This is a genomic window from Paenibacillus sp. YIM B09110 (assembly GCF_037167145.1).
Lineage (GTDB): Bacteria > Bacillota > Bacilli > Paenibacillales > Paenibacillaceae > Pristimantibacillus.
On record NZ_JBANSP010000048.1, the window covers coordinates 1 to 22,749 of the forward strand.

The window sequence follows — 22,749 nt, forward strand, 5'->3', positions numbered from 1 at the left end:
CAATAAATAAAAATCAAAATTATTTACTCTTATCATTTAAGCATAAGCTAAGGTTTTGCGAATGCAAAACCTACTTCGCAAAGCGTAAACGGCTTACCGAGCATATGATCGGCTAGCTCGTTTCTCGGTGAATGATAAGCCAATTAATAACTTATCATTTAAAGCAAGCTGAATAACGGGCTGTAGCCGCCCGTGGGCGGCGCAGCTCTTGTTGTATCTAAATGGTATGACTAGCCTCTGAGAATAAGTCCAGCAGCGCCAACAACGCCAGCATTGTTGCCGAGCGTAGCTGCAACGATCTTCACATTTTCCTTCGCTTGGTCTTGCGTGTACTTCTCGAATACTTCACGGATCTGATCGAACAGGAAATCGCCTGCTTTGGATACGCCGCCGCCAATAATAAAGTATTGCGGATTAAGGATAATAGCCATCATCGCCATTGACTTGCCCAAGTAGTAAGCAGCACGGCTTACGATGCGGGATGCAACTTCGTCGCCTGCTTTGGCAGCATCAATAACATCCTTCGCCATAATATCTTCTACCAGCGACAACGAAGTGCGGTCGCCGCGCTCTACGGCATCCTTCGCCATACGGATGATACCCGTTGCAGAGGATACGGTCTCGAGGCAGCCCATTTTGCCGCAGCCGCACCCAATCGCTTCAAGGTCCGGAACGATTGCCATATGACCAAGCTCGCCCGCCATGCCAGCGAAGCCTTCTACGATTTTACCATTTATAATAATACCGCCGCCAACGCCCGTGCCAAGCGTGTAGCATACGCATTGGTCGATGCCTTTGCCTGCTCCGCCCCATGCTTCGCCAAGCGCAGCAACGTTCGCGTCGTTATTAACTTTAATTGTTTTGTTCAGTTCTTTCTCCAAATAAGACTTCAAATCGACATTCTCGATTTTCAAGTTAGGAGCGAATTTAATAATACCGTTAGGAATATCAAGGAAACCAGCGATGCCTACGCCTACGCCGTCTACTTGCTCCCATTCATAAGACGATTCGTCAACAATTGCGCGAGCGTATGCCGCGATATTATGAAGGATAGTGTCCGTTCCTTTACTTGTCTCAGTCGGCCCTTCGTACGTTTGGAGCAGTTGTCCCTCCGCATTACAAATTCCTACTTTAATTGCAGTACCGCCGACATCGACGCCAACGTAAATCTTCTCAGACATCACTAGTCCACCTCATCAATAATGTTAAACTTCTCTGTACCCACTATAAGCGTTGTTCATGCTGTCGTCAACAATGTAGAATGCTGGTAAAACAAGCTGTTCCGGCATCTATCGAGTGCGATTAAGAAACTTTTATTAAGAAGAAGATACGGCTATTCTCACGGAACCAGCCACATAATCGGTGAGAATCTTCCACGGGATGCAAATATCCACCCGGGAGACCTCAATAAATGAAATTTCCCTCATAATCAGCACGTATAGCGAAGCAAAGGGGTGTCGACTAATCCTGCTATAGGCTAAATTGGATATTCGCAGTGTACAAATAGCTTTTTGGCCTTTACTCACAGCTATGTTGGATTTCTGCACTAACTTTCGCGATTAAAAGGCATTTCAACACTTATTAGGCCGGCTATAATGCGAATATCCAATATAGCACACGAATAGAACCAAATAACTCAAAAGTTACTGCAGATATCCAATATAGGCCCAGGTGCGTGCACGGCCAAACTACCTAAACTCGGCCAAAGCTGCCTATCTCACTATCAGCCACTCGAGCTGCTTCTGCTCCATAATAAGCTTCATACAAAAAAGCTATACCAGGCCAAGCATCGTCGTCGCGCTTAGCCGGTACAGCCTTTATTCACCTTTAGATGCCGATCACACAGCAACCGTACAGATTAAACGGATTTGCTCCAGTCATGCGTAACGTTGCCTTCAAGGAAACGCTCGCAGTCAAGCGCCGCCATACAGCCGCTTCCTGCAGCTGTAATCGCTTGACGGTACTTGCTGTCCTGCACGTCGCCGCATGCGAATACGCCTGGGATGTTCGTCTCGGAGCTGCCCGGCTTCACTTTAATGTAGCCATGCTCGTCGGTGTCGATCTGACCGTTCAGAAACTTCGTATTCGGCGTATGGCCGATTGCGATGAAGATACCGTCTGTCTCAATTACATCCTCTTCGCCTGTCACGTTATCGCGAACTTTAAGGCCTGTAACGCCCATGCCGCCAGCTACGACTTCAACCGGCGTACGGTTCAGGCTCCAACTGATTTTCTCGTTCTCGCGAGCGCGGTCCTGCATGATCTTCGAAGCGCGAAGCTCATCGCGGCGATTAACCAACTCAACGTTGGACGCGAAGCGAGTAAGGAAGTTAGCTTCCTCCATCGCAGAGTCGCCGCCGCCGACCACGATAATCTTTTTGCCGCGGAAGAAGAAGCCGTCGCATGTCGCGCAAGTGCTGACGCCGCGTCCGACATTGTCCTTCTCGCCAGGAATGCCGAGATACTTCGCCGATGCGCCAGTCGAGATAATAACGCTCTCGCCTACGAGCTCGCCGTGGCCTTCCACTTGCAGCTTGAACGGACGCTCCGACATGTCGACGCTGTTCACCCAGCCCGTAATAAACTTAGCGCCGAAGCGCTCCGCTTGCTTGCGCATATTTTCCATAAGTTCAGGTCCCATAATACCCTCAGGGAAACCAGGGAAGTTCTCGACTTCCGTCGTCGTCGTCAATTGCCCGCCAGGCTCAGGTCCTTCGATAATAAGGGGCTCCATATTGGCGCGCGCCAAGTAAATAGCTGCAGTCAGACCGGCAGGACCGGTACCGATAATAATCGATTTGTACATGTGAATCACCTCATCTATAATTTTGCCTCAGTTCCCTTCAAGCACGCGAGCGCAGCTTACTGGCTACACATCCGTAGACGAGGAAAATACCGAGCTTATCGACTTCATCTTTTCTTTGATGCCGCAAACGCCGTCGATCGTCTTCACGTTCTTGCTCACTGTAGCGATGGAAGTACCGTAGCGTATCGACACCTCATGGTAAGAGATTGCGCGGCGATGCATCTTGGCTGTTAAATATTCGAGCGCTGCAGCCCAGCCCTCCGGCTTCGTCAGCTTCGGCACATCCGGGTACGTACGGGATAAAAACTCCACCCATAACGTCATCAGGTCATGCTGCTGAACGAGATCGTAATGCTTGTTCATGCGATTCATCGCCAAATCGACAACGGCCTGCCACTTCTCTTCCCATACAGGCAGACGAGAAGGCACCCGGTTCGGCTCGATAACGGTATCCTTGCCCTCAAGCACCACATGAAGAGGCTCTTGAACACCGATTGTTCGAAGTACGAATATGGCGATTCGCTTCAAGTAATCGTCCTCTTCGTGCTCCAGCAGGAATGCACGCAGTACGTCCTTGACCTCGCTGTCGGCGATCATACCAAGCGCCTGAATGACTTGCAGTTTCGTATGCTGATCTCCGTGGCGCAGCGCCCAGAAGAACGAGGAACGTACGAGCGGGTCGCGCTTCAGATGATCGGGAATGCCGTCCGACGACTTCTCCCATAGCTTGAATTGCTCTTCGAACGGCAAATGGTAATGGTAGCTCACATGTCCCGTTTGCTTGCCGCTGCGGATATGCTCCAGCTGCTCCATATAATATTGCGGAATGCCGGACATCGGATCAAGCTTGATCGCTTGCTTCCAAAGCCGCTCAGCCTCCTGCAGCCTTCCGATGTTGCAGGACGCTACAGCCGCGTAATGGTACAGGCATGGATCCTGATGCAACTCAGCATCCTTAAGCAGCCTCGAGAAGTGACGGTACGCAGCTCCATGCTCTCCTAAGATACCCATAGTCGTAGCGAGTTTAAACGCATGTTCTTGATGAAAAGGCGCTGTCTTAATCAGCAGCTCGACGAGCGGGCGCAGATTGGTCTCGTCGCCCTCATGCTGGTAGAAGATCGCAAGGTTGCAAAGCGCATGCAAATTGCCCGCTTCAAGGGCTAACACCTCTTGAATCGTCTCCATCGCCTTATCGAACATGCCCATGTAATAATAAGCGAGCGCCAAATTGTTTCTCGCTGCGAGAAAATCAGGCTGCTGCTGTGTAATTTGCTCCAAGATACGGACTGCCTCGGTAAACTTGCCTTCCTCCAGCAGCGTCCGCGCTTGATCGTGTTCAATCATGCCCTCGCGCGACTTAATGTTTTTCAATTGGGTCGGGCGCTCCAGCTCATAGTGAAGCAGATCCATCATATCTTCCGCTTCATCGAGAAACTGACCGTCGGGGTCTTCCTCCAAATATTGAATGAGCGCGCCTTCGGCGGCTTCGTACTGTTCCATATTCGCGTAATTGTTCGCCATGTAGAAATAGCATTCCGTCATCGTCGGATCAAGCTCATCCATAATCATGTTTAAGATCCGATTCGATTCCTCATAGTTGCCCATCTCCGATAGGATGCCGGCCATATTGCAATGGTTTACAGGATTGTCAGGTTCGTATTCAACGGCGCGCCGAAAATATTTGAGGGCCTTGTCGTAATGGAATCGATCCAGCGAACGAACAGCCCGTTCAAAGAAAAACGTAGCGTCCCATTGAATCGGTATTACCTTCGTTTGCGTATCGACAGCCACAAGTCTCTTCTCTTTCACTAGCAAGGCACCTCCCGTTACTTCCGATTTTCTAAGATTATACCATAGCGCTGCCTATCCTAACACGAAAGAATATGTGGGAAAAAATCGCGGACGGCATACGAGCCGTCCGCGATTTTTACGCGGTAAACCTATTCTTTTGGGCATATTGGCAAGGCCAGCCGAATATTAAACGCCGTTGTTCTTGAACAACGTGCTGATCGAGCCGCCTTCCAAGATGATCCGTGTCGCTTCCGCTAGCAGCGGAGCTACAGACAGCACCTTGAAGCGTTCCGGCGTCGATTCCGGCAACAGAATCGAGTCGGTTACGATAACTTCTTTTATAGATGGATGATCCAAACGCTCAATAGCAGTACCGGAGAACAATGGATGCGTCGCACATACGTACACGTCTTCCGCGCCGCGCTCCTTGAGGCTCTCCACAACATTTACGATCGTCGTGCCGGTATCGATCAAGTCCTCGATAATAATCGGGGTTTGACCTTCTACGTCACCGATAACGTGCGTGATGGAGGATTCGTTGTGCGCAGGACGCTTCTTGATCATGATCGCAAACGAAGTGTCCAAGTAGTTAGCCAGCTTCTCCGCCGTCGAAGCACGTCCTGCATCCGGCGATACAACGACCGGATTCTTGATGTTTTTGGCTTTCAGGTAATCGCTGATCAAGTCAAGCGCCGTCATGTGGTCAACCGGAATGTTGAAGAACCCTTGAATCGCCGGAGCATGCAAATCGATCGTAATGACGCGGTTCGCGCCAACTGTCGTAAGCACGTCAGCCAACATTTTCGCCGAGATCGGCTCCCGCGGAGCTGCCTTGCGTTCCTGACGAGCATAGCCGTAGTAAGGCATGATGATGTTGACCGTTCTCGCCGAAGCGCGCTTCGCCGCATCGATCATCACGAGCAATTCTACAAAATGCTCGTTGATCGGATGAGAGAACGATTGAACGAGAAATACGTCGCAGTTACGAATCGTTTCCTCGTAGTGAACGTAGATCTCCCCGCTTTTGAAACGAGACATCTTAATTGCACCGAGCGATAGACCTAGCTCTGCACTGATTTTTTGAGCCAATACCGGATTGGACGAACCCGAAAATATACGCACCTTGTCGCTTACCATGATACCCTCCTGAGCGTCTTAAACCAATAAATTTTACTTATCAAGTACTGTCGCTTGTCGAAGATTATTCGACAAATCTTGTCTTATTCAATCCTATTATACATCGAATTTACGATAATTCAAAAATCAATCAGCAATATTTTTCGACAATTAAATGTCGCTAGCTGCGTATAGCCGACTTCTTTAAGCACAGCGCGTGCTTCTTCCAAATATTGACCCAGTCTCTCCGGCTGGTGAGCGTCAGAGCCGATTGTAAGAGGAATCCCTAGTTCATAGGCATATTCGAGCATACGGCGGCTTGGGAACATCTCCTTCACCGGCGTCCGCAAACCCGATGCATTGAGCTCAATCGCAAGACCGTGCTTCTTGACAGCTTCAAGCGCTGCATTTTCCAAATGAGTCACATCCTCATCCGGCTTGAAGCCGAACCGCTTAATGACGTCTATATGGCCGATGTAGTCGTAGAAGCCCGTTGCTGCCGCTTTGATAACCGCATCGTAATATTGCTCGTACACCGCCAGCTTGTTTTTGCCTTCCCAGCCCGCCGTCTGACGGAAGTCGGTAATATCCCACTCACCTAGAAAATGAACGGAGCCGATCACGTAATCCCATGGGTAAGCCTTGACGATCGCTTCGATCTGCTCTTCGCAGCCTTCGATATAGTCGCCTTCCAGTCCGACGCGGACGTCGATCTGCCCCTTGTACTTCTCCTTCAGAGCGAGACATTCCTCGACATAGCGCGGAAGCTCCTCCATCGGCATCGCCATCTCCGGCAAGTAAGTTGCGGGATCAACATGCAGCAGCGGCATATGGTCAGAAAGGCCGATCTGCGCAAGTCCGATCTCGATGCCCTTCTTCACGTACTCTTCAAGGTCGCCTACCGCGTGGCCGCAGCGGGCATGATGGGTATGATAATCGATAAACATGAGCATTCCGGCCTTTCGTTTTGTAAAATGGGGGGTCAGAAATTCGATAGCCTGTAGACTATCTCATTTTGTTCGTAGTTGGCTTGCCTACGCGTCCGCTTAGCTCGCGCATTACATCGTCAAGCGGCAGCTTGCGCTCGCGCAGCAGCACCATCAGATGGAAGATCAAATCGCTCGCTTCACTGCGAAGCTCGTCGTTGTCTTGATTTTTCGCCGCGATAATAACTTCTGAAGCTTCTTCGCCGATCTTCTTCAGAATCTTATCAACGCCCTTCTCGAACAGGTACGTCGTATATGCGCCGTCCGGACGCTCTGCATCTCGCTGCGCGATGACGCTCTCCAGATGGCCGAGCATGGCGAATCGCTCAACTGCTTGTTCTGTCGGTTCAGCGGCTGGAGTTGATGCGCCTTGCACCTCGATCCCATTATAGAAGCAGCTGTATCGGCCTGTATGGCAAGCCGGACCTTGCTGCTCCACGCGAAGCAGCAGCGTATCGCCGTCGCAGTCGTAGGACATCGAGACGATGCGCTGCGTATGTCCGCTAGTCGCTCCCTTGTTCCATAGCTCGCTGCGCGAGCGGCTCCAATACCAGGTAACGCCGGATTCTATGGATAGCTTAAGCGATTCCTCGTTCATATACGCAAGCATGAGCACTTCTTTGCTCTGAGCGTCTTGAACGACAGCCGGAATCAATCCCGCCGCATCCCATTTGATTTGTGTAAGCAGCTCGTTGTAATCGTTAACCGTCATCGAACTTCTACTCCCTTCAGACGCAAATCGTCCTTAACCTCGCGAATCGTCATTTCTTTATAGTGGAAAATTGTCGCCGCTAGAGCCGCATCCGCATGTGCCTGCTGGAACACCTCGTTGAAGTGTTCGATCTTACCCGCTCCGCCGGAGGCAATAACCGGAATACCAAGCGAATCCGATACGGCCTGAGTCAGCTTCAAGTCGAAGCCGTCCTTCGTTCCGTCCGCGTCCATACTCGTCAGCAGTATTTCCCCCGCGCCGAGACGCTCGACCTCGCGTGCCCATTCCAGCGCGCGAATGCCCGTTGTCTGACGGCCGCCATGCGTGTACACTTCCCATTCGCCCCATTCCGGATTGAACTTCGCGTCGATTGCTACGACGATACATTGCGAGCCGAACTTGCGCGCGCCTTCCGATACGAGCGCTTTATTCTTCACCGCTGCCGTATTAATGCCGATCTTGTCCGCTCCCGCGCGCAGCAGCCGCTTCATATCGTCTACATGCGAGATGCCGCCGCCAACCGTGAACGGAATCGTAATCTCACCGGCCGTCCGCTTCACGACCTCAATCATCGTCGCGCGTCCTTCGACGGACGCCGATATATCTAGAAATACAAGCTCGTCTGCACCCTCGCGGTCATAAGTAGCCGCAAGCTCGACCGGATCGCCCGCATCGCGCAGATTGACGAAGTTGACGCCCTTCACGACACGGCCGTCCTTCACATCGAGACACGGAATGATACGTTTCGCCAGCATGTTGCCCTCTCCTTTATATGCCCAGGCCGGGCCTTCTATCGCTATATCGTTGTTACGCTTGCTGCTGCAGCTGCGGGCTGCCAGTCAGCGCCAAGAAATTGCCGAGCAGCTTCATGCCGAGATCGCCGCTCTTCTCCGGGTGGAACTGCATGCCGTACACGTTGCCGCGTCCGACGATCGCCGTCACCTGCTGATTGTAGTCCGTCGTTGCAAGCAGGTCGCTCGCCAGCTCCGGCTTTGCATGGAAGGAGTGAACGAAATACACATGCCCCTCTTCCAGTCCTTCGAACAGCGGCGATTGCTTCTGCAAGAACGACAGCTTGTTCCAGCCCATGTGAGGCACTTTGTAGTCGCCTTGGAAGCGAATGACCTTACCCGGGAGCAGGTTCAGCCCTTCGTTCCGACCGTATTCCTCGCTCTCGCTGAACAGAAGCTGCATGCCGAGGCAGATGCCCAGCATCGGCTTGCCGGAAGCAGCGTAGAACTTCGCGACCTCATCCAGCTTCGTGTTGCGCAGATTCTGCATCGCGTCGCCGAATGCGCCAACGCCCGGCAATATCGCCCCGTCCGCCTCTAGAATGCGCTGCGGATCAGCGGTGATGACCGCTTCGAACCCTAGCCGCTCAACCGCTTTGCTCACGCTATGCAGGTTGCCCATGCCATAATCTATAATCGCAATCATTTACAGCACTCCCTTCGTTGAAGGCACTCCTTGTACGCGAGGATCAATGCTCGTCGCTTCGTCGATCGCACGGCCAAGCGCTTTGAATACCGCCTCGATCATGTGATGCGTGTTTTTGCCGTAGTGAACGATAACGTGCAGCGTGATGCGCGATTCAAGCGCCAGCTTCCATAGGAACTCGTGAACGAGCTCAGTAGAGAAGCTTCCGACCTGCGCCGATGGATATTCCGCTCGATATTCAAAGTGAGGACGGTTGCTGACGTCGACAATGACTTGTGCTAGCGCCTCATCCATCGGTACGAATACGCTGGCATAACGTTTAATGCCGCGTTTGTCGCCCAGTGCTTCGCGAAGCGTCTGCCCGAGGCAGATGCCGATGTCTTCAACGGTGTGGTGATCGTCAATGTCGATGTCGCCGCGCGCCTCGACTTGCAGGTTGAATTGTCCGTGCTTCGTGAACAGGTCAAGCATATGGTTCAGGAAAGGCACATCCGTTTCGAGCTTCGTCTCGCCAGTGCCGTCCACTGCGAAAGACAGCTTAATATCCGTTTCATTCGTTTTGCGCTCGACCGACGCCTCACGCACTCTAGTATCCGCCATTGTAATTCCTACTTTCCTTGTATGTTGGTTATTTGTTTATCTCCCGCCTGAGGCTGTTAGCTCCTGAGCAGCATGATTTAGTTTCCTAGAATCTAGTCTATTAAAGCCCGCGTTCCTTCTCCAAACGGATCTCGATCGCGCGAGCATGTCCTTCTAATCCTTCGTGGCGCGCAAGTGTGATAATTTTGTCGCCATTTGCCATTAGCGCTTCCTTGCTGTAGTAGATCAAGCTCGACTTCTTAAGGAAGTCGTCAACATTGACCGGCGAGGAGAAACGCGCTGTGCCGTTCGTCGGAATGATGTGATTCGGTCCTGCGAAATAATCGCCGACCGGCTCCGAGCTATACGGGCCGAGGAAGATCGCGCCCGCGTTCTCAATGAGGCCGAGCAGGCTCATCGGATCGGCCGTCAGCACTTCCAGATGCTCAGGCGCCAACTGATTGACGACGTCGATGCCGTCCTTCAACGAGTCGACGAGCAGCGCTGCGCCGTAGTTGTCTACCGAGCTGCGAGCGATCGCCTCGCGCGGCAGCGTGGAGAGCTGGCGCTCGACTTCAGCGGCGACAGCCTCGGCCAGCTTCGTCGACGGCGTAATGAGGATCGCCGACGACATCTCGTCGTGCTCCGCCTGCGACAGCAGGTCGGCAGCGACGTAGGAAACGTCCGCCGTGTCATCGGCGAGGACGACGATTTCGCTTGGGCCGGCGATGCTGTCGATATCGACGGCGCCGAATACGGCGCGCTTCGCCAGCGCCACGTAGATGTTCCCCGGTCCGCAGATCTTGTCGACCGGAGCAATCGAAGCCGTGCCGTACGCAAGCGCGGCAATGGCTTGTGCGCCGCCGACCCGGTACATCTCCTTGACGCCCGATTCCGCGGCGGCAACGAGAATATACGGGTCGATGCCTGCCTTACCGCCAGTAGCGGGCGGCGTTACCATCACGATCTCCGGCACGCCGGCTACTTGTGCCGGAATGACGTTCATAAGCACGGACGACGGATAAGCCGCCTTGCCCCCGGGCACGTATACGCCGACCCGCTTCAGCGGTCGCAGAATTTGCCCGAGCAGCGTCCCGTCCGGCTGCAGGTCCATCCACGAGTTGCGCTTCTGCTTCTCGTGGAAAACCCTAATGTTCACGGCCGCCTCGCGGATGGCCGTGAGGAACGCGGCGTCGACCTTGTCATACGCCGCCTCAATCTCCTGCTGCGTCACGCGAAGCGACGCAGCATCCAGCTTCACGCGGTCAAGCTGCTCCGTGTACCTGAGCAGCGCCGCGTCTCCTTCCGTTCGGACCGCCTCTACGATGGTCCGAACGACCTCGTTCTGCTCGGGCGAGCCATACTCGACCTCGCGCTTCAACCCAAACTGCTCCGCTCTCATAATGCGCATGCGTAGCGCTCCTTCCCTCACACGTTCTCTATCGCTCTCTTACCTTAACCATCCTGTACCGAAGCTTCTCTATCGCACTCTCGCCCTAATCAAGCCTTAGCCGCAAGCGTCTCCTGCAACAAGTCGCATAAGCTTTGAATGCTGTCATTTTTCATCCGATAGCTAACCCGGTTGGCGATCAAGCGGCTCGTAATGCCGAAGATCGATTCCATCTCCACCAGCCCGTTTTCCCGCAGCGTCTGTCCCGTTTCCACCATATCGACGATCCGATCGGCAAGGCCGATCAGCGGCGCCAACTCAATCGAGCCATTCAGCTTGATGACCTCAACCTGTTGACCCAGCTCGCGGAAGTAAGCCGATGCTACGTTCGGATATTTCGTCGCGACGCGCGGATTAATCGTCGGCTTCCAATCCGGCAAGCCGATGACCGACATCCGACATTTCGCAATGCCAAGATCGAGCAGCTCGTAAACATCCTTGTTCTCTTCCATCAATACGTCCTTGCCGACAATCCCGATATCGGCTACGCCATATTCTACGTAAGTCGGCACATCGACCGGCTTCGCCATGATGAACTCCATCTTCGCTTCCGGCAGCTCGATAATGAGCTTGCGCGTATCGTCGAAGTCGCTCGGAATCGGCAAGCCCGCTTCGCGGAACAGCTTGGAAGCTTGCTTGTAAATGCGGCCTTTCGGCATCGCCACTTTCAATATTTGCTTGTTGTCTCCGCTCATGTGGCGCTGCCTCCTTTCACAACAAAATCACTGAAATCTGTATACGTAATGCCTTTAAACTCGAACGGCCCACCTGAACCGCCGCTCTTGCGAATCGCTTTATAAGCCTCAACGCTTTCCTCATTAACCCGCTCCGTCACAACCTTAACGCCATCGCCGCGCAGCTCCTGCGCCTTTGCCAGCGCATCCGTGCGCCCCGCCGCATCATAGACGATCAGCGTTCTCTCCACCGCTTCATCCGCCTCGTTGCCGAGCAGCTCCAGTATACGCGTCGTTTTCAGCGCGAAGCCCGTAGCCGGCGCCTTGCGCCCGAACTGCGACAACAGATTGTCGTAACGCCCGCCGCTAGCTACCGGGAATCCGAGATCGGCTGCATATCCCTCGAAAGTCATGCCTGTATAATAAGAGAAATCTCCAATCATTGTGAGATCAATAAGCACATGCTCGCATACGCCATATGCCTTCAATACATCCCAAATTTCGCACAGATGACTGATCGACTCGCGTGCCTTCGCATTGCCGCTAAGCTGCAACGCCTGATCGCATATTTCCTGTCCGCCTCGCAATCTAAGGATGCCCTCCAGCTCGCGCTGCACCGGCTCGTCGAGCGCAAGCTTGCGCAATTGCTCGCGGTAGCCCACATAATCGCGTCCGAGCAAGCAAGCTTTAAGCTGCTCCTGTGCTTCCTCGCGGCCTGCCAGCGTCTCCTCGAATAGACCATTCAAGAAGCCGACGTGGCCAATGGCAATCTTGAAGCGCTCTACGCCGGCCGCTTTTAGCGACGCGATAGCAAGCGCTACAACCTCAGCGTCCGCCTCCGCAGACGAATCGCCGACTAATTCCACACCCGTCTGGAAAAACTCCGCCTCGCGTCCTGCTTCCTCTTCGATCGCACGGAATACATTAGAGTGGTACGACAATCGCAACGGGAAATCGGCATCCTTCAATAACGATGCCACTACACGCGCAATCGGCGACGTCATATCGGAGCGAAGCACAAGCGTCGTTCCGCGATTGTTAAGCAGCTTGAACAGCTTTTGGTCGGACGTCGAGCTGGCAACGCCTACTGTATCGTAATATTCCATCGTGGGAGTCATAATTTGCTCATAGCCCCAGCCTTGCATGCAGGCGAGCACCTGGCGCTCTATATGGCGAAGCTTCGCCACCGCTCCCGGCAAATAATCTTTAACGCCTATCGGCTTCTCAAATACTTTTGGTTTGGACATTTCCGTTCTCACCTTCGGTCACTTTAGTGTATTACAGCATTACCATGTTACCATTCTAACAAATTAAAGATATTAGTCGTAATATTAGCATGAAAAACGCCGCTCCGTCAAGCCAGTAAAAGCCTCTTCCCTCGCTCTGCGCTCTAACAACAAGGAAGCCCCTGCGAACGAATTGGATTCGTCCGCCTGGGGCTGTCCTAACGCTATTTTCATTACTCAATAAGCGGCTAGCTAATGAATAATATGCTTCGCAGGGTCGGCGATATCGGGCTGAGCAACGCTCCGCTTAATCTCTCGCATCGGATTGCCGCCGACGAAGCATCCTGCCGGCACATCCTTATGAACGAGCGAGCCTGCTGCCACCACCGCACCATCGCCGATCGTAACACCCGGCAAAATCGTCGTATTCGCGCCGATCATCACGTTCGAGCCAATCACTACATCGCCAATTCGATATTCTCTGATCAGATACTCATGGGTCAATATCGTCGTATTATACCCAATAATCGAATTGTCGCCGACCTTGATTCGCTCAGGGAAAAATACGTCGACCATCACCATAAGGGCGAAGGCCGTCTTCTTTCCCACTTTCATGCCCAGTACACGCCGATATATGAAGTTTTTGAGCGGCAAGCTTGGACAATAACGCGCCAGCTGGATAAATATAAAGTTGCGTACCGCCTTCAAGCGGCTTACCGTCTTGTACACCTGCCAAAGAGCGTTCGGCCCTTCGACCGGGTATCGGTCAACGTTTCGCAAACGGCTCGCTCTCCATTCCGACGAATGCGTACAAATCGCGCATATCATGAATGATATGATGCGCTCCTGCTTCGCTAAGCAGCTTCTCACCCTTCAGCGACCACGCGACGCCAACTGCTTCCGTGCCTGCCGCTACCGCAGACTTTATGTCAACGACGCTGTCGCCAACCATCATCGTTGTCGCGGGATCAGCGCCAAGCAGCGCGATCGCCTTGTTGACCGGCTCAGGATGCGGCTTCGGATTCTTCACATCGTCAATCGTAATGACGGCATCGACGTATTCGTCTATGCCAACGAACTTAAGCCCCTTCTCCGTTGTAAGGCGCATCTTCGTCGTGACAACGCCGATCTGAATCCCTTTTCCATGAAGATTGCGCAATACTTCCACTACGTATTCAAACGGTTTAACAAGATCGTCGTGCAGCCTAAGGTTAACCTCGCGATAAGCATCAACAAGATGCGATACTTCCTCAAGGCCGGAGAATCGCCTCAATTGGTCAATCAGCGGTTCACCCATCGTCGGAATAATATGCTCTCTACCGAAGCCTTCTGCTGCAATGCCTTTAAGCGCCTCCACGAACGACCGTATAATAAGCTCATTAGTGTCTAGAATCGTGCCGTCCAGATCGAAGAGCACCGTACGTATATTGCCTGTCATCTATCCAATCCTCCCAAACCACTTTCGCAGACATCCAGCACCTAACTGCCGGGCTGCTTCTATTCTTCTTTTCCTTTAGCTCCAGAAGTTCCGCTATCGCCTTCTGCTCCTGCGGCAGTCGACTTTCCATTATTCGCCTGAGCAACCTTCTCCGGCTTGCTCGATACGATCGGATCGGAATAACGGGCAACAGCAAGTCCCGATCTGCGGCGAACAATAACGAAGATGATCGCGGCCACGATCAGAAGCAGAGCAAGAGCCTGCGATATTCTAATATTGCCGTAAGCCGGGTCCAAATAACCTTCCTCGAACACAACGGTCATTGGTGACCATAGCGCATCGATGAACGATGCCAACCATTTCGGACCAGCGAAGCCCAAGCTGTCCGTACGGAGCGCCTCAATAAAGAAGCGGCCGATGGAGTACCAGATGAAATAGGCTGCCATCAATTCTCCGGAGCGAAGAAAGCTCTGACGGCGCAAAATAAACAGGATTGCAATACCCACCAAGCTCCAAAGCGATTCATACAGAAACGCCGGATGATGGAATACGCCATCAACGTTCATTTGATTCACAATAAATGCGGGGATATGAAGCGACTCTCGCAGGAAGCTCTCTTCAACCGGTCCGCCGTAAGCTTCCTGATTCATGAAGTTGCCCCAGCGTCCGATCATTTGACCCGCCAGCAGCGACGGTACGCAAATATCGACGATCCGCAAGAAGTTGTAACCCTTCGCGCGGAAATAGAAATAACCGCAAATGAACGCGCCTATAAGCGCACCGTAGATGGCGATGCCGCCTTCCCATATTTTGAACACATCAAGGAAATTATCCTTATAATCATCCCATGTAAACGCCACATAATATATCCGCGCTCCGATAATTGCCGATGGAACGCCAAGAAGCAGCAGATCCATGAAGAAATCCGGCTTAATGCCGAATCGCTTGCCTTCTTGTACCGCGAGCAGCAAGCCGACCAAAGCCGCCGTGCCCAGAATAATGCCGTACCAATGAACTGATATAGTGCCGATCGAGAACGCAATCGGGTTAATGAGCAAAGTCTCCATTCACGCTTATCTCCTTTGATATCAATATCAATCGTAATCGTCCATATCGTCTGCGATCGTTTCGGTCAGCTTGTTCGTGAATTGCAGCGCCGCATTATAACCCATCCGTTTCAAACGGAAGTTCATCGCAGCCACCTCGATAATGACCGCCAAGTTACGGCCCGGACGAACGGGAACCGTTACGAGCGGAATATCCGTATCGATAATACGGGTCGTTTCTTCATCAAGTCCAAGACGATCATATTGTTTATCCTGCTGCCAATTCTCCAGCTTAATGACAAGGCCAATCCGTTTCTGCGTTCTTACCGCGCCAGCCCCGAACAGCGTCATTACGTTAATGATGCCTAGTCCGCGAATCTCGAGCAAGTGGCGAATAAGCTCCGGCGCGCTGCCATGCAGCTGACCGTCAGACGTCTGCCGAATCTCGACCGCATCGTCGGCTACGAGCCGATGTCCGCGCTTCACAAGCTCTAGAGCAGTCTCGCTCTTACCGATGCCGCTTCCTCCGGTAATAAGCATCCCTACGCCATAGACGTCAACAAGAACGCCATGAATCGTCGCTGTCGGCGCAAGCTTCTTCTCCAGGAAGTCCGTAATCCGGCTGGATAGAATCGTCGTAGCAACATTGCTGCGCAGCACCGGAATCTTCGATTCATTCGATTGCTGCACCAGCTCCTCAGGCGCTTCAAGTCCTCTTGTTAAAATAATGCAAGGTGTCTCCTCGTTACATAGCCACGCCATACGATCCTTGCGTTCTTCACTCTCCAACGTGCTGAGGAACGATATTTCCGTCCGTCCAAGCAATTGCACGCGCTCGCTCGGATAATAATGAAAATAGCCGGCCATTTCCAGGCCTGGTCGGTACAAATCGTCAACCGTAATTGCTCGCTTCAGCCCATCTTCTCCAGCGACGATTTCGAGCTGAAATTGCTGGACTAGCTCAGACACCTTTACTTTTTTCGCCATCGTATGGCCTCCTCTTATGACAACTGCAGCAAGCTGATATGTAAGTATGTTTCCAATGTCTTCATCGTAAAGGAAAAAGACGCCGAACGCAACGTTTCAGCGCTGCTCGGCGTCCTTATGTCATTTAATTGCAATGCTTATCGGCTTTAAAATATAACCCGGATACTGCTGCACGCGGAACGTTAGCGGCTGTACATAATCGGCCATCGGAATTTTGTAGTAATAACTGGCCGGCTCCAATCCTCCCGCACTCCATTTAATCTGCGTTCCATCCTTATCCAGGAGGTTATACGTTTTGCCACTCGCATCCGCGAAGCTTCCCTGATGCTCGAGAAACGCGTAACCAAGCTTCTGATCCGTTTCATCCAAGTTCGCCATATCGATTTGCAGGACATATCCGTTCCCATCCTCTTGCTTCCCGTGATAGGTGATGCGATTGTCGGGTGTTTCGCTCGTCCGGCCCGTCTCCGTGTTAATAACGAATAGCCGATCCCGATCGGACATATATACACCGTCTGCTTTAAACGTGAGCTTCTTAGGCTTGCTAAAATAACTGCTTTGGAAATGATAGACCATCTCCGTACGATAATCCCCCATACCTGTCTTCCACTTGTAAATGCGACCCTTCTCGTCCTTCAGAACCGCATCGATCAACCCGTTTATTTGCAGTGAATTGCTTGGGTCAGCCTCTACGATCACTCTCACCTGCAGCGGCGTGATGACTGCGCTTTTTACCGTCAACCGTTGACCGTTAAGCTCAATAACCTTATTAACCGCAATTTCCTCGCGCATACCCTTGAATCTGGAATGATCGATCGGAACATTAATTCGGAGCCATTGATCCTTCAGCTTCACATTCAAATCAATGTTTTCCGGCATTGCTTCGCCCTCCTGAAGAGAAGCATCGAAATAATCATACATAACCGATCCTGCTTCTTCCTTGTATCCTCCCAATTGTGAAAAGCCGATCGTGCCTCGCACTCCCTCACCGTTCTCCTTCAACAACTTAAAGTCCTCGATCTCCGTCTCGCTCGTTATGCCCGGTCCCTCGCCCGTATACAGGATCACGAGCCGATTGTCATCGGCAATGACGCCGTTTACTGTCAGCTTGAATCCGTTCTTCTCATCGGTCAAGCTCATCGGTTGAATGAATTCGTTGTCGAGCGCCGATACGAGCGTCTTATCACCTTGGATAAGCTCTACAAATCCGGCGAAGCCCGGAATTTCCTTTATGATCGCCGCGAAGGAAGGAGATACGCGAACGAATGCCGTCAGTAGCAGCAGTATGCATACCGCCGATAAACCAAGCTTCAGACTGATCCGTCTCCTGCTTCTCGTGACCGCATGCCGGTGTCCCCTCTCAAGTCCGTGACGAATAGCTGCATCGAGCTTAGCTTCTTCTATCGACAGCATTTCGCATTCAACATAATTACTGTCGTTTTTCAGCAAAACTTCGGTTAACCGATCCTCATTTCCCGCTTTGTCGTTCATCGTCCTCCACCTCCTCAGTCAATGACTTATCGCTTCGCAGCAGCTTCAACGCTTTATTCAACCATGTCCGTATCGTGCCATCCGGCTTCTCCAGCAGCTCAGCTATTTCGGTAATTGTCATATCGCGATAATACTTCAGTACGACGACCATCCGGTAATTGGCAGGCAATGTTTTTACTTGAGCAGCCATATCGAGCCTTGCTGCCGCCGCGTCGTCGTCACGCCTTTCTTCGCCCCTTCGCATGAGGCTTGCTTCAAGCGTTCTTTCTTGCTCTCGCTTGCGCTTCTTCCGCTCGTCCATGCATACCCGTATCAAAATTCGAATCGTCCATGTCGTGAAGTACTTCGCTTCTCGCAGCGTTCGACGCTTCGCCCATACGCGGCATACTGTTTCCTGCATGGCCTCCAGAGCATCATCCTCATTGCGCATATAGGCGAAGGCGATACCGTACAGCTGGCGCTTATCCATCTCGATACGCTGTAGCAGAGCCGTCTCGTCCCCCAGAATGGCTGCCAAAGCGCATTGATCCCGATCCTCCATGCCTTCCCTCCCCGTCCAAACATTCATACTAATTAGACGCGCGAGCTTCAAAAACGGTTTTCATATACAAACGAAAAAAAGAGTTGCCTGGATACATCCAGGCAACTCTCGTTAGATCGAAGGATTAAACTTCGAAAATGTTCAATTCGGACTCTTTGTCGAACAGATGAACTTTGTTCATGTCAAGAGCAAGCTTAACGCTTGCGCCGTCACGAAGGCCGGAACGTCCGTCTACGCGAGCGATAACTGTATCAGTGCCGATACCGTTCAGGTACAGGTACATTTCGTGACCAAGGTTTTCAGCAACCTCAATGTTTGCATTTACGATTGTGTTCGGGGAAGCTTCCAAGAACACAGGCTCTTCGTGAAGGTCTTCTGGACGAATGCCAAGAATAACTTCTTTGCCGATGTAGCCTTTCGAGCGAAGGGCAGCGGATTTACCTTCAGGAACAACAACGTCCACGCCTGCAGCTTTGAATTTAACCGTACCGCCTTGTTCAGACAACAACCCGGAGATGAAGTTCATCGAAGGAGCGCCGATAAAGCCAGCTACGAAGATATTAACAGGGTGGTTGTAAAGCTGTTCAGGGGAATCGGTTTGTTGAATGAAACCGTCCTTCATAACAACGATACGGTCGCCCATCGTCATTGCTTCGATTTGGTCATGTGTTACATAAATTGTAGTTGTTTCAAGACGCTTAGTCAGTTTGCTGATTTCAGCGCGCATTTGTCCACGAAGTTTCGCGTCCAAGTTGGAAAGCGGCTCATCCATCAAGAATACTTGCGGCTCACGTACGATTGCGCGTCCCAAAGCGACACGTTGACGTTGACCACCGGAAAGAGCTTTTGGTTTACGGTCGAGCAAATGCTCAATATCAAGAATTTTAGCAGCTTCACGAACACGTTTGTCGATGTCTGCTTTTTTGAATTTACGAAGTTTAAGGCCGAACGCCATGTTTTGGTAAACGTTCATGTGCGGGTACAACGCGTAGGATTGGAATACCATCGCGATGTCGCGGTCTTTAGGAGCTACGTCGTTTACAAGACGGTCGCCGATGAACAATTTGCCTTCAGAAATTTCTTCCAAGCCAGCGATCATACGAAGAGTAGTCGATTTACCGCAACCGGACGGTCCTACCAATACGAGGAACTCTTTGTCCTTGATGTCTAAGTTAACGTCAGTAACCGATGCTTTGTCGGTACCCGGGTATTTCTTGTAAATATTCTCTAAACGTACGCCTGCCATGATAAGTTTCCCCCTAGAAAGAAATTTCGTTATGCACTTATCTTATCCGATGTAAGCGTTTGTGACTATGCACATACTCTACAAAAAAATTAATTCCTTTTCGTAACTTTGTACAATAGTAATATGATTTTGACGAGAACGGCATCGCGAAATTGGCGAACGTCAAGCCCTGTCTCCTGCTTCAGCTTATCCAGCCGATACAGGAGCGTATTGCGGTGAATGTACAGCTTCTTGGCTGTCTCGCTCACATTGCAGTCCAGCGTGAAGAACGTCTCCAGCGTGCTCAGCATCTCGGGTTCAACGAACATATCTGCTCGTTTCAGCGATTGCTCCAAGTACTTCGCTCGCTGCGTTTCAGGAATAGCATTAAGCAATCGCTCCAGCTGCAGCATCCAAGGCATATGAATATTCGTTCCTACGTGGAACTTGCGTCCAAGATTAATCGTCTCACGTAGCAGGATCGTCGTCTCTACGATACCTTTGGCCGGCGTCGCGGGCTGCGCCACCGCCAGATGGCACTCCCCGATCCATTCGCTGGCAAGCATCTCGTGCAGCCCTGAACAGATCGACTCCAAGCTGTCCTCCAGTGTCTCTTCTTCATTTTCGTCGAAAGATTCTGAATCCTCGTCGCGCAGAAGCGAGATCGGCCCCCATATGAGCCATTCCTGGGTTTTCAACGGTATAAGCAGCACATCGTCTGACAAGAAGGAACGAAGCAGCTTCTCCAGCTCTGTGTACGTCGTTAGCTTCGTGTTGGATTGCTCAGTTACAAGCAGGAAAGGAATCATTTCATTAAAAAGACGGCTGCCGACAACGAGATGGTCCGGCAAAGAATAAGCCGGCTCGGCCTCCTCGAGCTGCTGTTGAATCCATTCGCTAAGTTTCAGCGCATTCCTCTCTGACTCAGAGACAGACAAAGCTTTCTTGGAATCCGCCTCTCCACCGCGCACAAGCTGAAGCGTCCAGCTAATAAGCTCCTTCTCGGCTTGACTGATCCCGCTCAGTTCGATCTCGAGCAGCTCAACAGAATGATCGGACAAAGCAGCAACGAAATGCAGCTTATTGTGCTTCTCGACACGCTGGCCCTCCGCGGGATGGTGAGAATTAAGCTCTGCCGGCCAAAGCGCATCAGCATCCTTGACCACTTCCACCCATTCCGTAATAGAAATCGTATGTACATGAATCGGACAATTTAAAATGTGCTGCAGTGGTTTCAACCAATCTGTCGTGCTCATTTTTGCTCTTCTCCAATCTCCTCGGCTAATGCCGCTCTACGGCTATCGAAACGCCTTTTTAACGTCATTGTACCATAACGGCAAAACAAGTTCAGCCAATAGCGAGCAAAAGGATGATCGACATCAGTGCGAACAGCGCTGAAATCAAATATAAGAACGACACGGTTTGGACTTGATTCAGTCCCCACTTCATTAAAGTATGATGCGTATGCAGCTTGTCCGCATGATGAAGTCCCTTGCCGCTCATAAGTCGGCGCAGCATCACAAAGGACGTATCAAGGATCGGCAGTCCTAATGCAAGCAACGGTACAAGCATGGATATGAATGTCGCTCGCTTCAATGTGCCATCCACTGCAATGACTGCAAGCGTATATCCGAGGAACGTCGCTCCCGCATCGCCCATGAAGATACGCGCCGGATAGAAGTTGTGAATCAGGAAACCGATGGACACTCCAGCCGCGATAACGGCAAGCATTGCCGCATCGGACCTACCCGTCATAAGCGCTGCCGCGAGCAATGTTAATGACGAAAGTGTGCATACGCCTGACGCAAGTCCATCCACCCCATCGATGAAGTTAATCATATTAATGAGAGCGAATACCCATAGTGACGTCGCCAGCCATGAGAACCATCCATCGAAAGAATAGAAATAGCCGTTGATCGGGCTCGCGATGCCTGCCATTTGGATGTGGAACATCGATGGGACAGACGCCGCAGCTAAATAAATGATTACACGCGGCCATACCGGAAATTCGCGACCTGTCGCTTTCCATGCATCATCGAGCAGACCGACAGCCACGAGCACGAAGCCACCGATCACGATCGTCCAGCTTAGCGGAGTGAAGCCGACGAACAGCAGCATTGTTACCACGCAGCCAGCAAAAATAGCCGCTCCGCCCATTAGGGGAATCGGTTTACGGTGAATTTTTCGCGACGTTGGACGATCTACGAAACCAAGTCTTAACGCAAGCTTCCTAAGCGGCGGTACTGTAGCAAAAACAATCGCAAAGCTGATTAATGCCGCTAATCCATACATCATGTCGAATACCCCTCCGGAAGAAGCTTTTGTACCATTGTTCCCCAGTGAGGCAAAAATAAAAGATACTAAAAGATATTAATGTTCAGTCAAAATAAATAACAAAAAACCGAAGATCCAGGATCTCCGGTTGCGTTTGTTGTTTTGGGTAAAAATGGTGAGCCATGAAGGACTCGAACCTTCGACACCCTGATTAAAAGTCAGGTGCTCTACCAACTGAGCTAATGGCTCTTGATGTGGGAAATGGTGGAGGATGATGGATTCGAACCACCGAACCGTGAGGAAGAGATTTACAGTCTCCCGCGTTTGGCCACTTCGCTAATCCTCCACAATATTATTTCTGTCTGCCAAAAGCAGAAAAAAATAAAGTGGTGGCTCGGGACGGAATCGAACCGCCGACACGAGGATTTTCAGTCCTCTGCTCTACCGACTGAGCTACCGAGCCTTACTTTAAAGAGAAAAAATGGCGGAGCTGACGGGATTCGAACCCGCGGTCTCCTGCGTGACAGGCAGGCATGTTGGGCCACTACACCACAGCTCCGAGTTTAGATGGTGGAGGATGACGGGATCGAACCGCCGACCCTCTGCTTGTAAGGCAGATGCTCTCCCAGCTGAGCTAATCCTCCACAATAGGTGTTTCAAGTAAAGAAAGGTAATGGTAGCGGCGAAGGGGATCGAACCCCCGACCTCACGGGTATGAACCGTACGCTCTAGCCAGCTGAGCTACACCGCCACGCTTGTCCCCCGAATGCTTGTCTCTTCTGAACGTTCGGGGACGTTCACAAGGTCAGGTAATGGCGTCGCCAAACGCCTTTACAATGATGTCGCATAAACTGCACTAGTCAGCTTGCTGCAACAGGCATTGCGCCCTGAAAACTGGATACGAAAGAATGTTGCTGCTGAACTTTAGCTGTTGCCTATAGGTTGTATGGACCATATAAGCCTTTTAGGA

The 22,749-nt window shown here is 51.7% G+C and carries 22 protein-coding genes and 6 tRNA genes; all 28 read right to left on the reverse strand.

Going from position 1 to position 22,749, the window contains the following annotated elements:
• Positions 1-230: 230 nt before the first annotated feature.
• The gene (locus V8F51_RS30960) at positions 231-1,181 is read right to left on the reverse strand and encodes an ROK family glucokinase (protein ID WP_337104367.1); all 951 of its coding nucleotides are present in this window, start codon (positions 1,179-1,181) and stop codon (positions 231-233) included.
• Between the two features lie 677 nt (positions 1,182-1,858).
• Positions 1,859-2,806, reverse strand: coding sequence for a thioredoxin-disulfide reductase (trxB, locus tag V8F51_RS30965; RefSeq protein WP_337104368.1), 948 nt, complete (start codon positions 2,804-2,806; stop codon positions 1,859-1,861).
• Positions 2,807-2,869: 63 nt separating this feature from the next.
• Complete coding sequence (locus V8F51_RS30970; protein ID WP_337104369.1) at positions 2,870-4,615, reverse strand: tetratricopeptide repeat protein; 1,746 nt, start codon at positions 4,613-4,615, stop codon at positions 2,870-2,872.
• Positions 4,616-4,783: 168 nt separating this feature from the next.
• Positions 4,784-5,734: a ribose-phosphate diphosphokinase gene (locus V8F51_RS30975; RefSeq protein WP_337104370.1), complete on the reverse strand. Its 951-nt coding sequence runs from the start codon at positions 5,732-5,734 to the stop codon at positions 4,784-4,786.
• Between the two features lie 119 nt (positions 5,735-5,853).
• Positions 5,854-6,660 (reverse strand): histidinol-phosphatase HisJ, encoded by an 807-nt coding sequence (hisJ, locus tag V8F51_RS30980; RefSeq protein WP_337104371.1) that lies wholly within the window; start codon positions 6,658-6,660, stop codon positions 5,854-5,856.
• Between the two features lie 58 nt (positions 6,661-6,718).
• Positions 6,719-7,411 carry a bifunctional phosphoribosyl-AMP cyclohydrolase/phosphoribosyl-ATP diphosphatase HisIE gene (gene hisIE, locus V8F51_RS30985; RefSeq protein WP_337104372.1) on the reverse strand — a complete coding sequence of 231 codons (693 nt, stop codon included), beginning with the start codon at positions 7,409-7,411 and terminating at the stop codon, positions 6,719-6,721.
• Positions 7,408-8,166, reverse strand: a complete 759-nt coding sequence (gene hisF / locus V8F51_RS30990; protein ID WP_337104373.1) for an imidazole glycerol phosphate synthase subunit HisF — start codon at positions 8,164-8,166, stop codon at positions 7,408-7,410. Before hisF ends, hisIE begins: the two co-directional genes overlap by 4 nt.
• Positions 8,167-8,218: 52 nt before the next feature.
• Positions 8,219-8,848: an imidazole glycerol phosphate synthase subunit HisH gene (gene hisH / locus V8F51_RS30995; protein WP_337104374.1), complete on the reverse strand. Its 630-nt coding sequence runs from the start codon at positions 8,846-8,848 to the stop codon at positions 8,219-8,221.
• Positions 8,849-9,448, reverse strand: a complete 600-nt coding sequence (gene hisB, locus V8F51_RS31000; RefSeq protein ID WP_337104375.1) for an imidazoleglycerol-phosphate dehydratase HisB — start codon at positions 9,446-9,448, stop codon at positions 8,849-8,851.
• A 100-nt stretch (positions 9,449-9,548) separates the two neighbouring features.
• Positions 9,549-10,838 carry a histidinol dehydrogenase gene (hisD, locus tag V8F51_RS31005; RefSeq protein WP_337104376.1) on the reverse strand — a complete coding sequence of 430 codons (1,290 nt, stop codon included), beginning with the start codon at positions 10,836-10,838 and terminating at the stop codon, positions 9,549-9,551.
• An 89-nt stretch (positions 10,839-10,927) separates the two neighbouring features.
• The gene (hisG, locus tag V8F51_RS31010) at positions 10,928-11,572 is read right to left on the reverse strand and encodes an ATP phosphoribosyltransferase (protein ID WP_337104377.1); all 645 of its coding nucleotides are present in this window, start codon (positions 11,570-11,572) and stop codon (positions 10,928-10,930) included.
• Positions 11,569-12,798, reverse strand: a complete 1,230-nt coding sequence (locus V8F51_RS31015; RefSeq protein ID WP_337104378.1) for an ATP phosphoribosyltransferase regulatory subunit — start codon at positions 12,796-12,798, stop codon at positions 11,569-11,571. The genes hisG and V8F51_RS31015 overlap by 4 nt, the downstream gene beginning before the upstream one ends.
• A gap of 84 nt (positions 12,799-12,882) precedes the next feature.
• A complete protein-coding gene (locus V8F51_RS31020; protein WP_337104379.1) occupies positions 12,883-13,011 on the reverse strand; it encodes a hypothetical protein in 129 nt (42 codons plus the stop codon).
• Between the two features lie 18 nt (positions 13,012-13,029).
• Positions 13,030-13,557, reverse strand: coding sequence for an acyltransferase (locus V8F51_RS31025; protein WP_337104380.1), 528 nt, complete (start codon positions 13,555-13,557; stop codon positions 13,030-13,032).
• Complete coding sequence (ppaX, locus tag V8F51_RS31030; protein ID WP_337104381.1) at positions 13,544-14,215, reverse strand: pyrophosphatase PpaX; 672 nt, start codon at positions 14,213-14,215, stop codon at positions 13,544-13,546. Before ppaX ends, V8F51_RS31025 begins: the two co-directional genes overlap by 14 nt.
• 59 nt (positions 14,216-14,274) lie before the next feature.
• Positions 14,275-15,282 carry a prolipoprotein diacylglyceryl transferase gene (gene lgt, locus V8F51_RS31035; protein WP_337104382.1) on the reverse strand — a complete coding sequence of 336 codons (1,008 nt, stop codon included), beginning with the start codon at positions 15,280-15,282 and terminating at the stop codon, positions 14,275-14,277.
• A gap of 27 nt (positions 15,283-15,309) precedes the next feature.
• On the reverse strand, positions 15,310-16,248 hold the full coding sequence (gene hprK / locus V8F51_RS31040; RefSeq protein WP_337104383.1) for an HPr(Ser) kinase/phosphatase: 939 nt from the start codon (positions 16,246-16,248) through the stop codon (positions 15,310-15,312).
• A gap of 120 nt (positions 16,249-16,368) precedes the next feature.
• Entirely contained in the window at positions 16,369-17,739 is a 1,371-nt protein-coding gene (locus V8F51_RS31045) for a DUF4179 domain-containing protein (RefSeq protein ID WP_337104384.1), read from the reverse strand.
• On the reverse strand, positions 17,717-18,307 hold the full coding sequence (locus tag V8F51_RS31050; RefSeq protein ID WP_337104385.1) for a sigma-70 family RNA polymerase sigma factor: 591 nt from the start codon (positions 18,305-18,307) through the stop codon (positions 17,717-17,719). Before V8F51_RS31050 ends, V8F51_RS31045 begins: the two co-directional genes overlap by 23 nt.
• 97 nt (positions 18,308-18,404) lie before the next feature.
• Complete coding sequence (locus V8F51_RS31055) at positions 18,405-19,526, reverse strand: ABC transporter ATP-binding protein (protein ID WP_337104386.1); 1,122 nt, start codon at positions 19,524-19,526, stop codon at positions 18,405-18,407.
• Positions 19,527-19,615: 89 nt separating this feature from the next.
• On the reverse strand, positions 19,616-20,761 hold the full coding sequence (locus V8F51_RS31060) for a PucR family transcriptional regulator (protein ID WP_337104387.1): 1,146 nt from the start codon (positions 20,759-20,761) through the stop codon (positions 19,616-19,618).
• Positions 20,762-20,852: 91 nt separating this feature from the next.
• Entirely contained in the window at positions 20,853-21,800 is a 948-nt protein-coding gene (locus V8F51_RS31065; protein ID WP_337104388.1) for an MraY family glycosyltransferase, read from the reverse strand.
• A 152-nt stretch (positions 21,801-21,952) separates the two neighbouring features.
• Positions 21,953-22,028 (reverse strand) — tRNA-Lys (locus tag V8F51_RS31070).
• Between the two features lie 13 nt (positions 22,029-22,041).
• Positions 22,042-22,125, reverse strand: a tRNA-Tyr gene (locus V8F51_RS31075).
• Positions 22,126-22,166: 41 nt separating this feature from the next.
• Positions 22,167-22,242, reverse strand: a tRNA-Phe gene (locus tag V8F51_RS31080).
• A 19-nt stretch (positions 22,243-22,261) separates the two neighbouring features.
• Positions 22,262-22,338: transfer RNA gene (locus tag V8F51_RS31085), tRNA-Asp, on the reverse strand.
• A gap of 9 nt (positions 22,339-22,347) precedes the next feature.
• Positions 22,348-22,423, reverse strand: a tRNA-Val gene (locus V8F51_RS31090).
• Between the two features lie 30 nt (positions 22,424-22,453).
• Positions 22,454-22,530 (reverse strand) — tRNA-Met (locus V8F51_RS31095).
• Between the last annotated feature and the right edge of the window lie 219 nt (positions 22,531-22,749).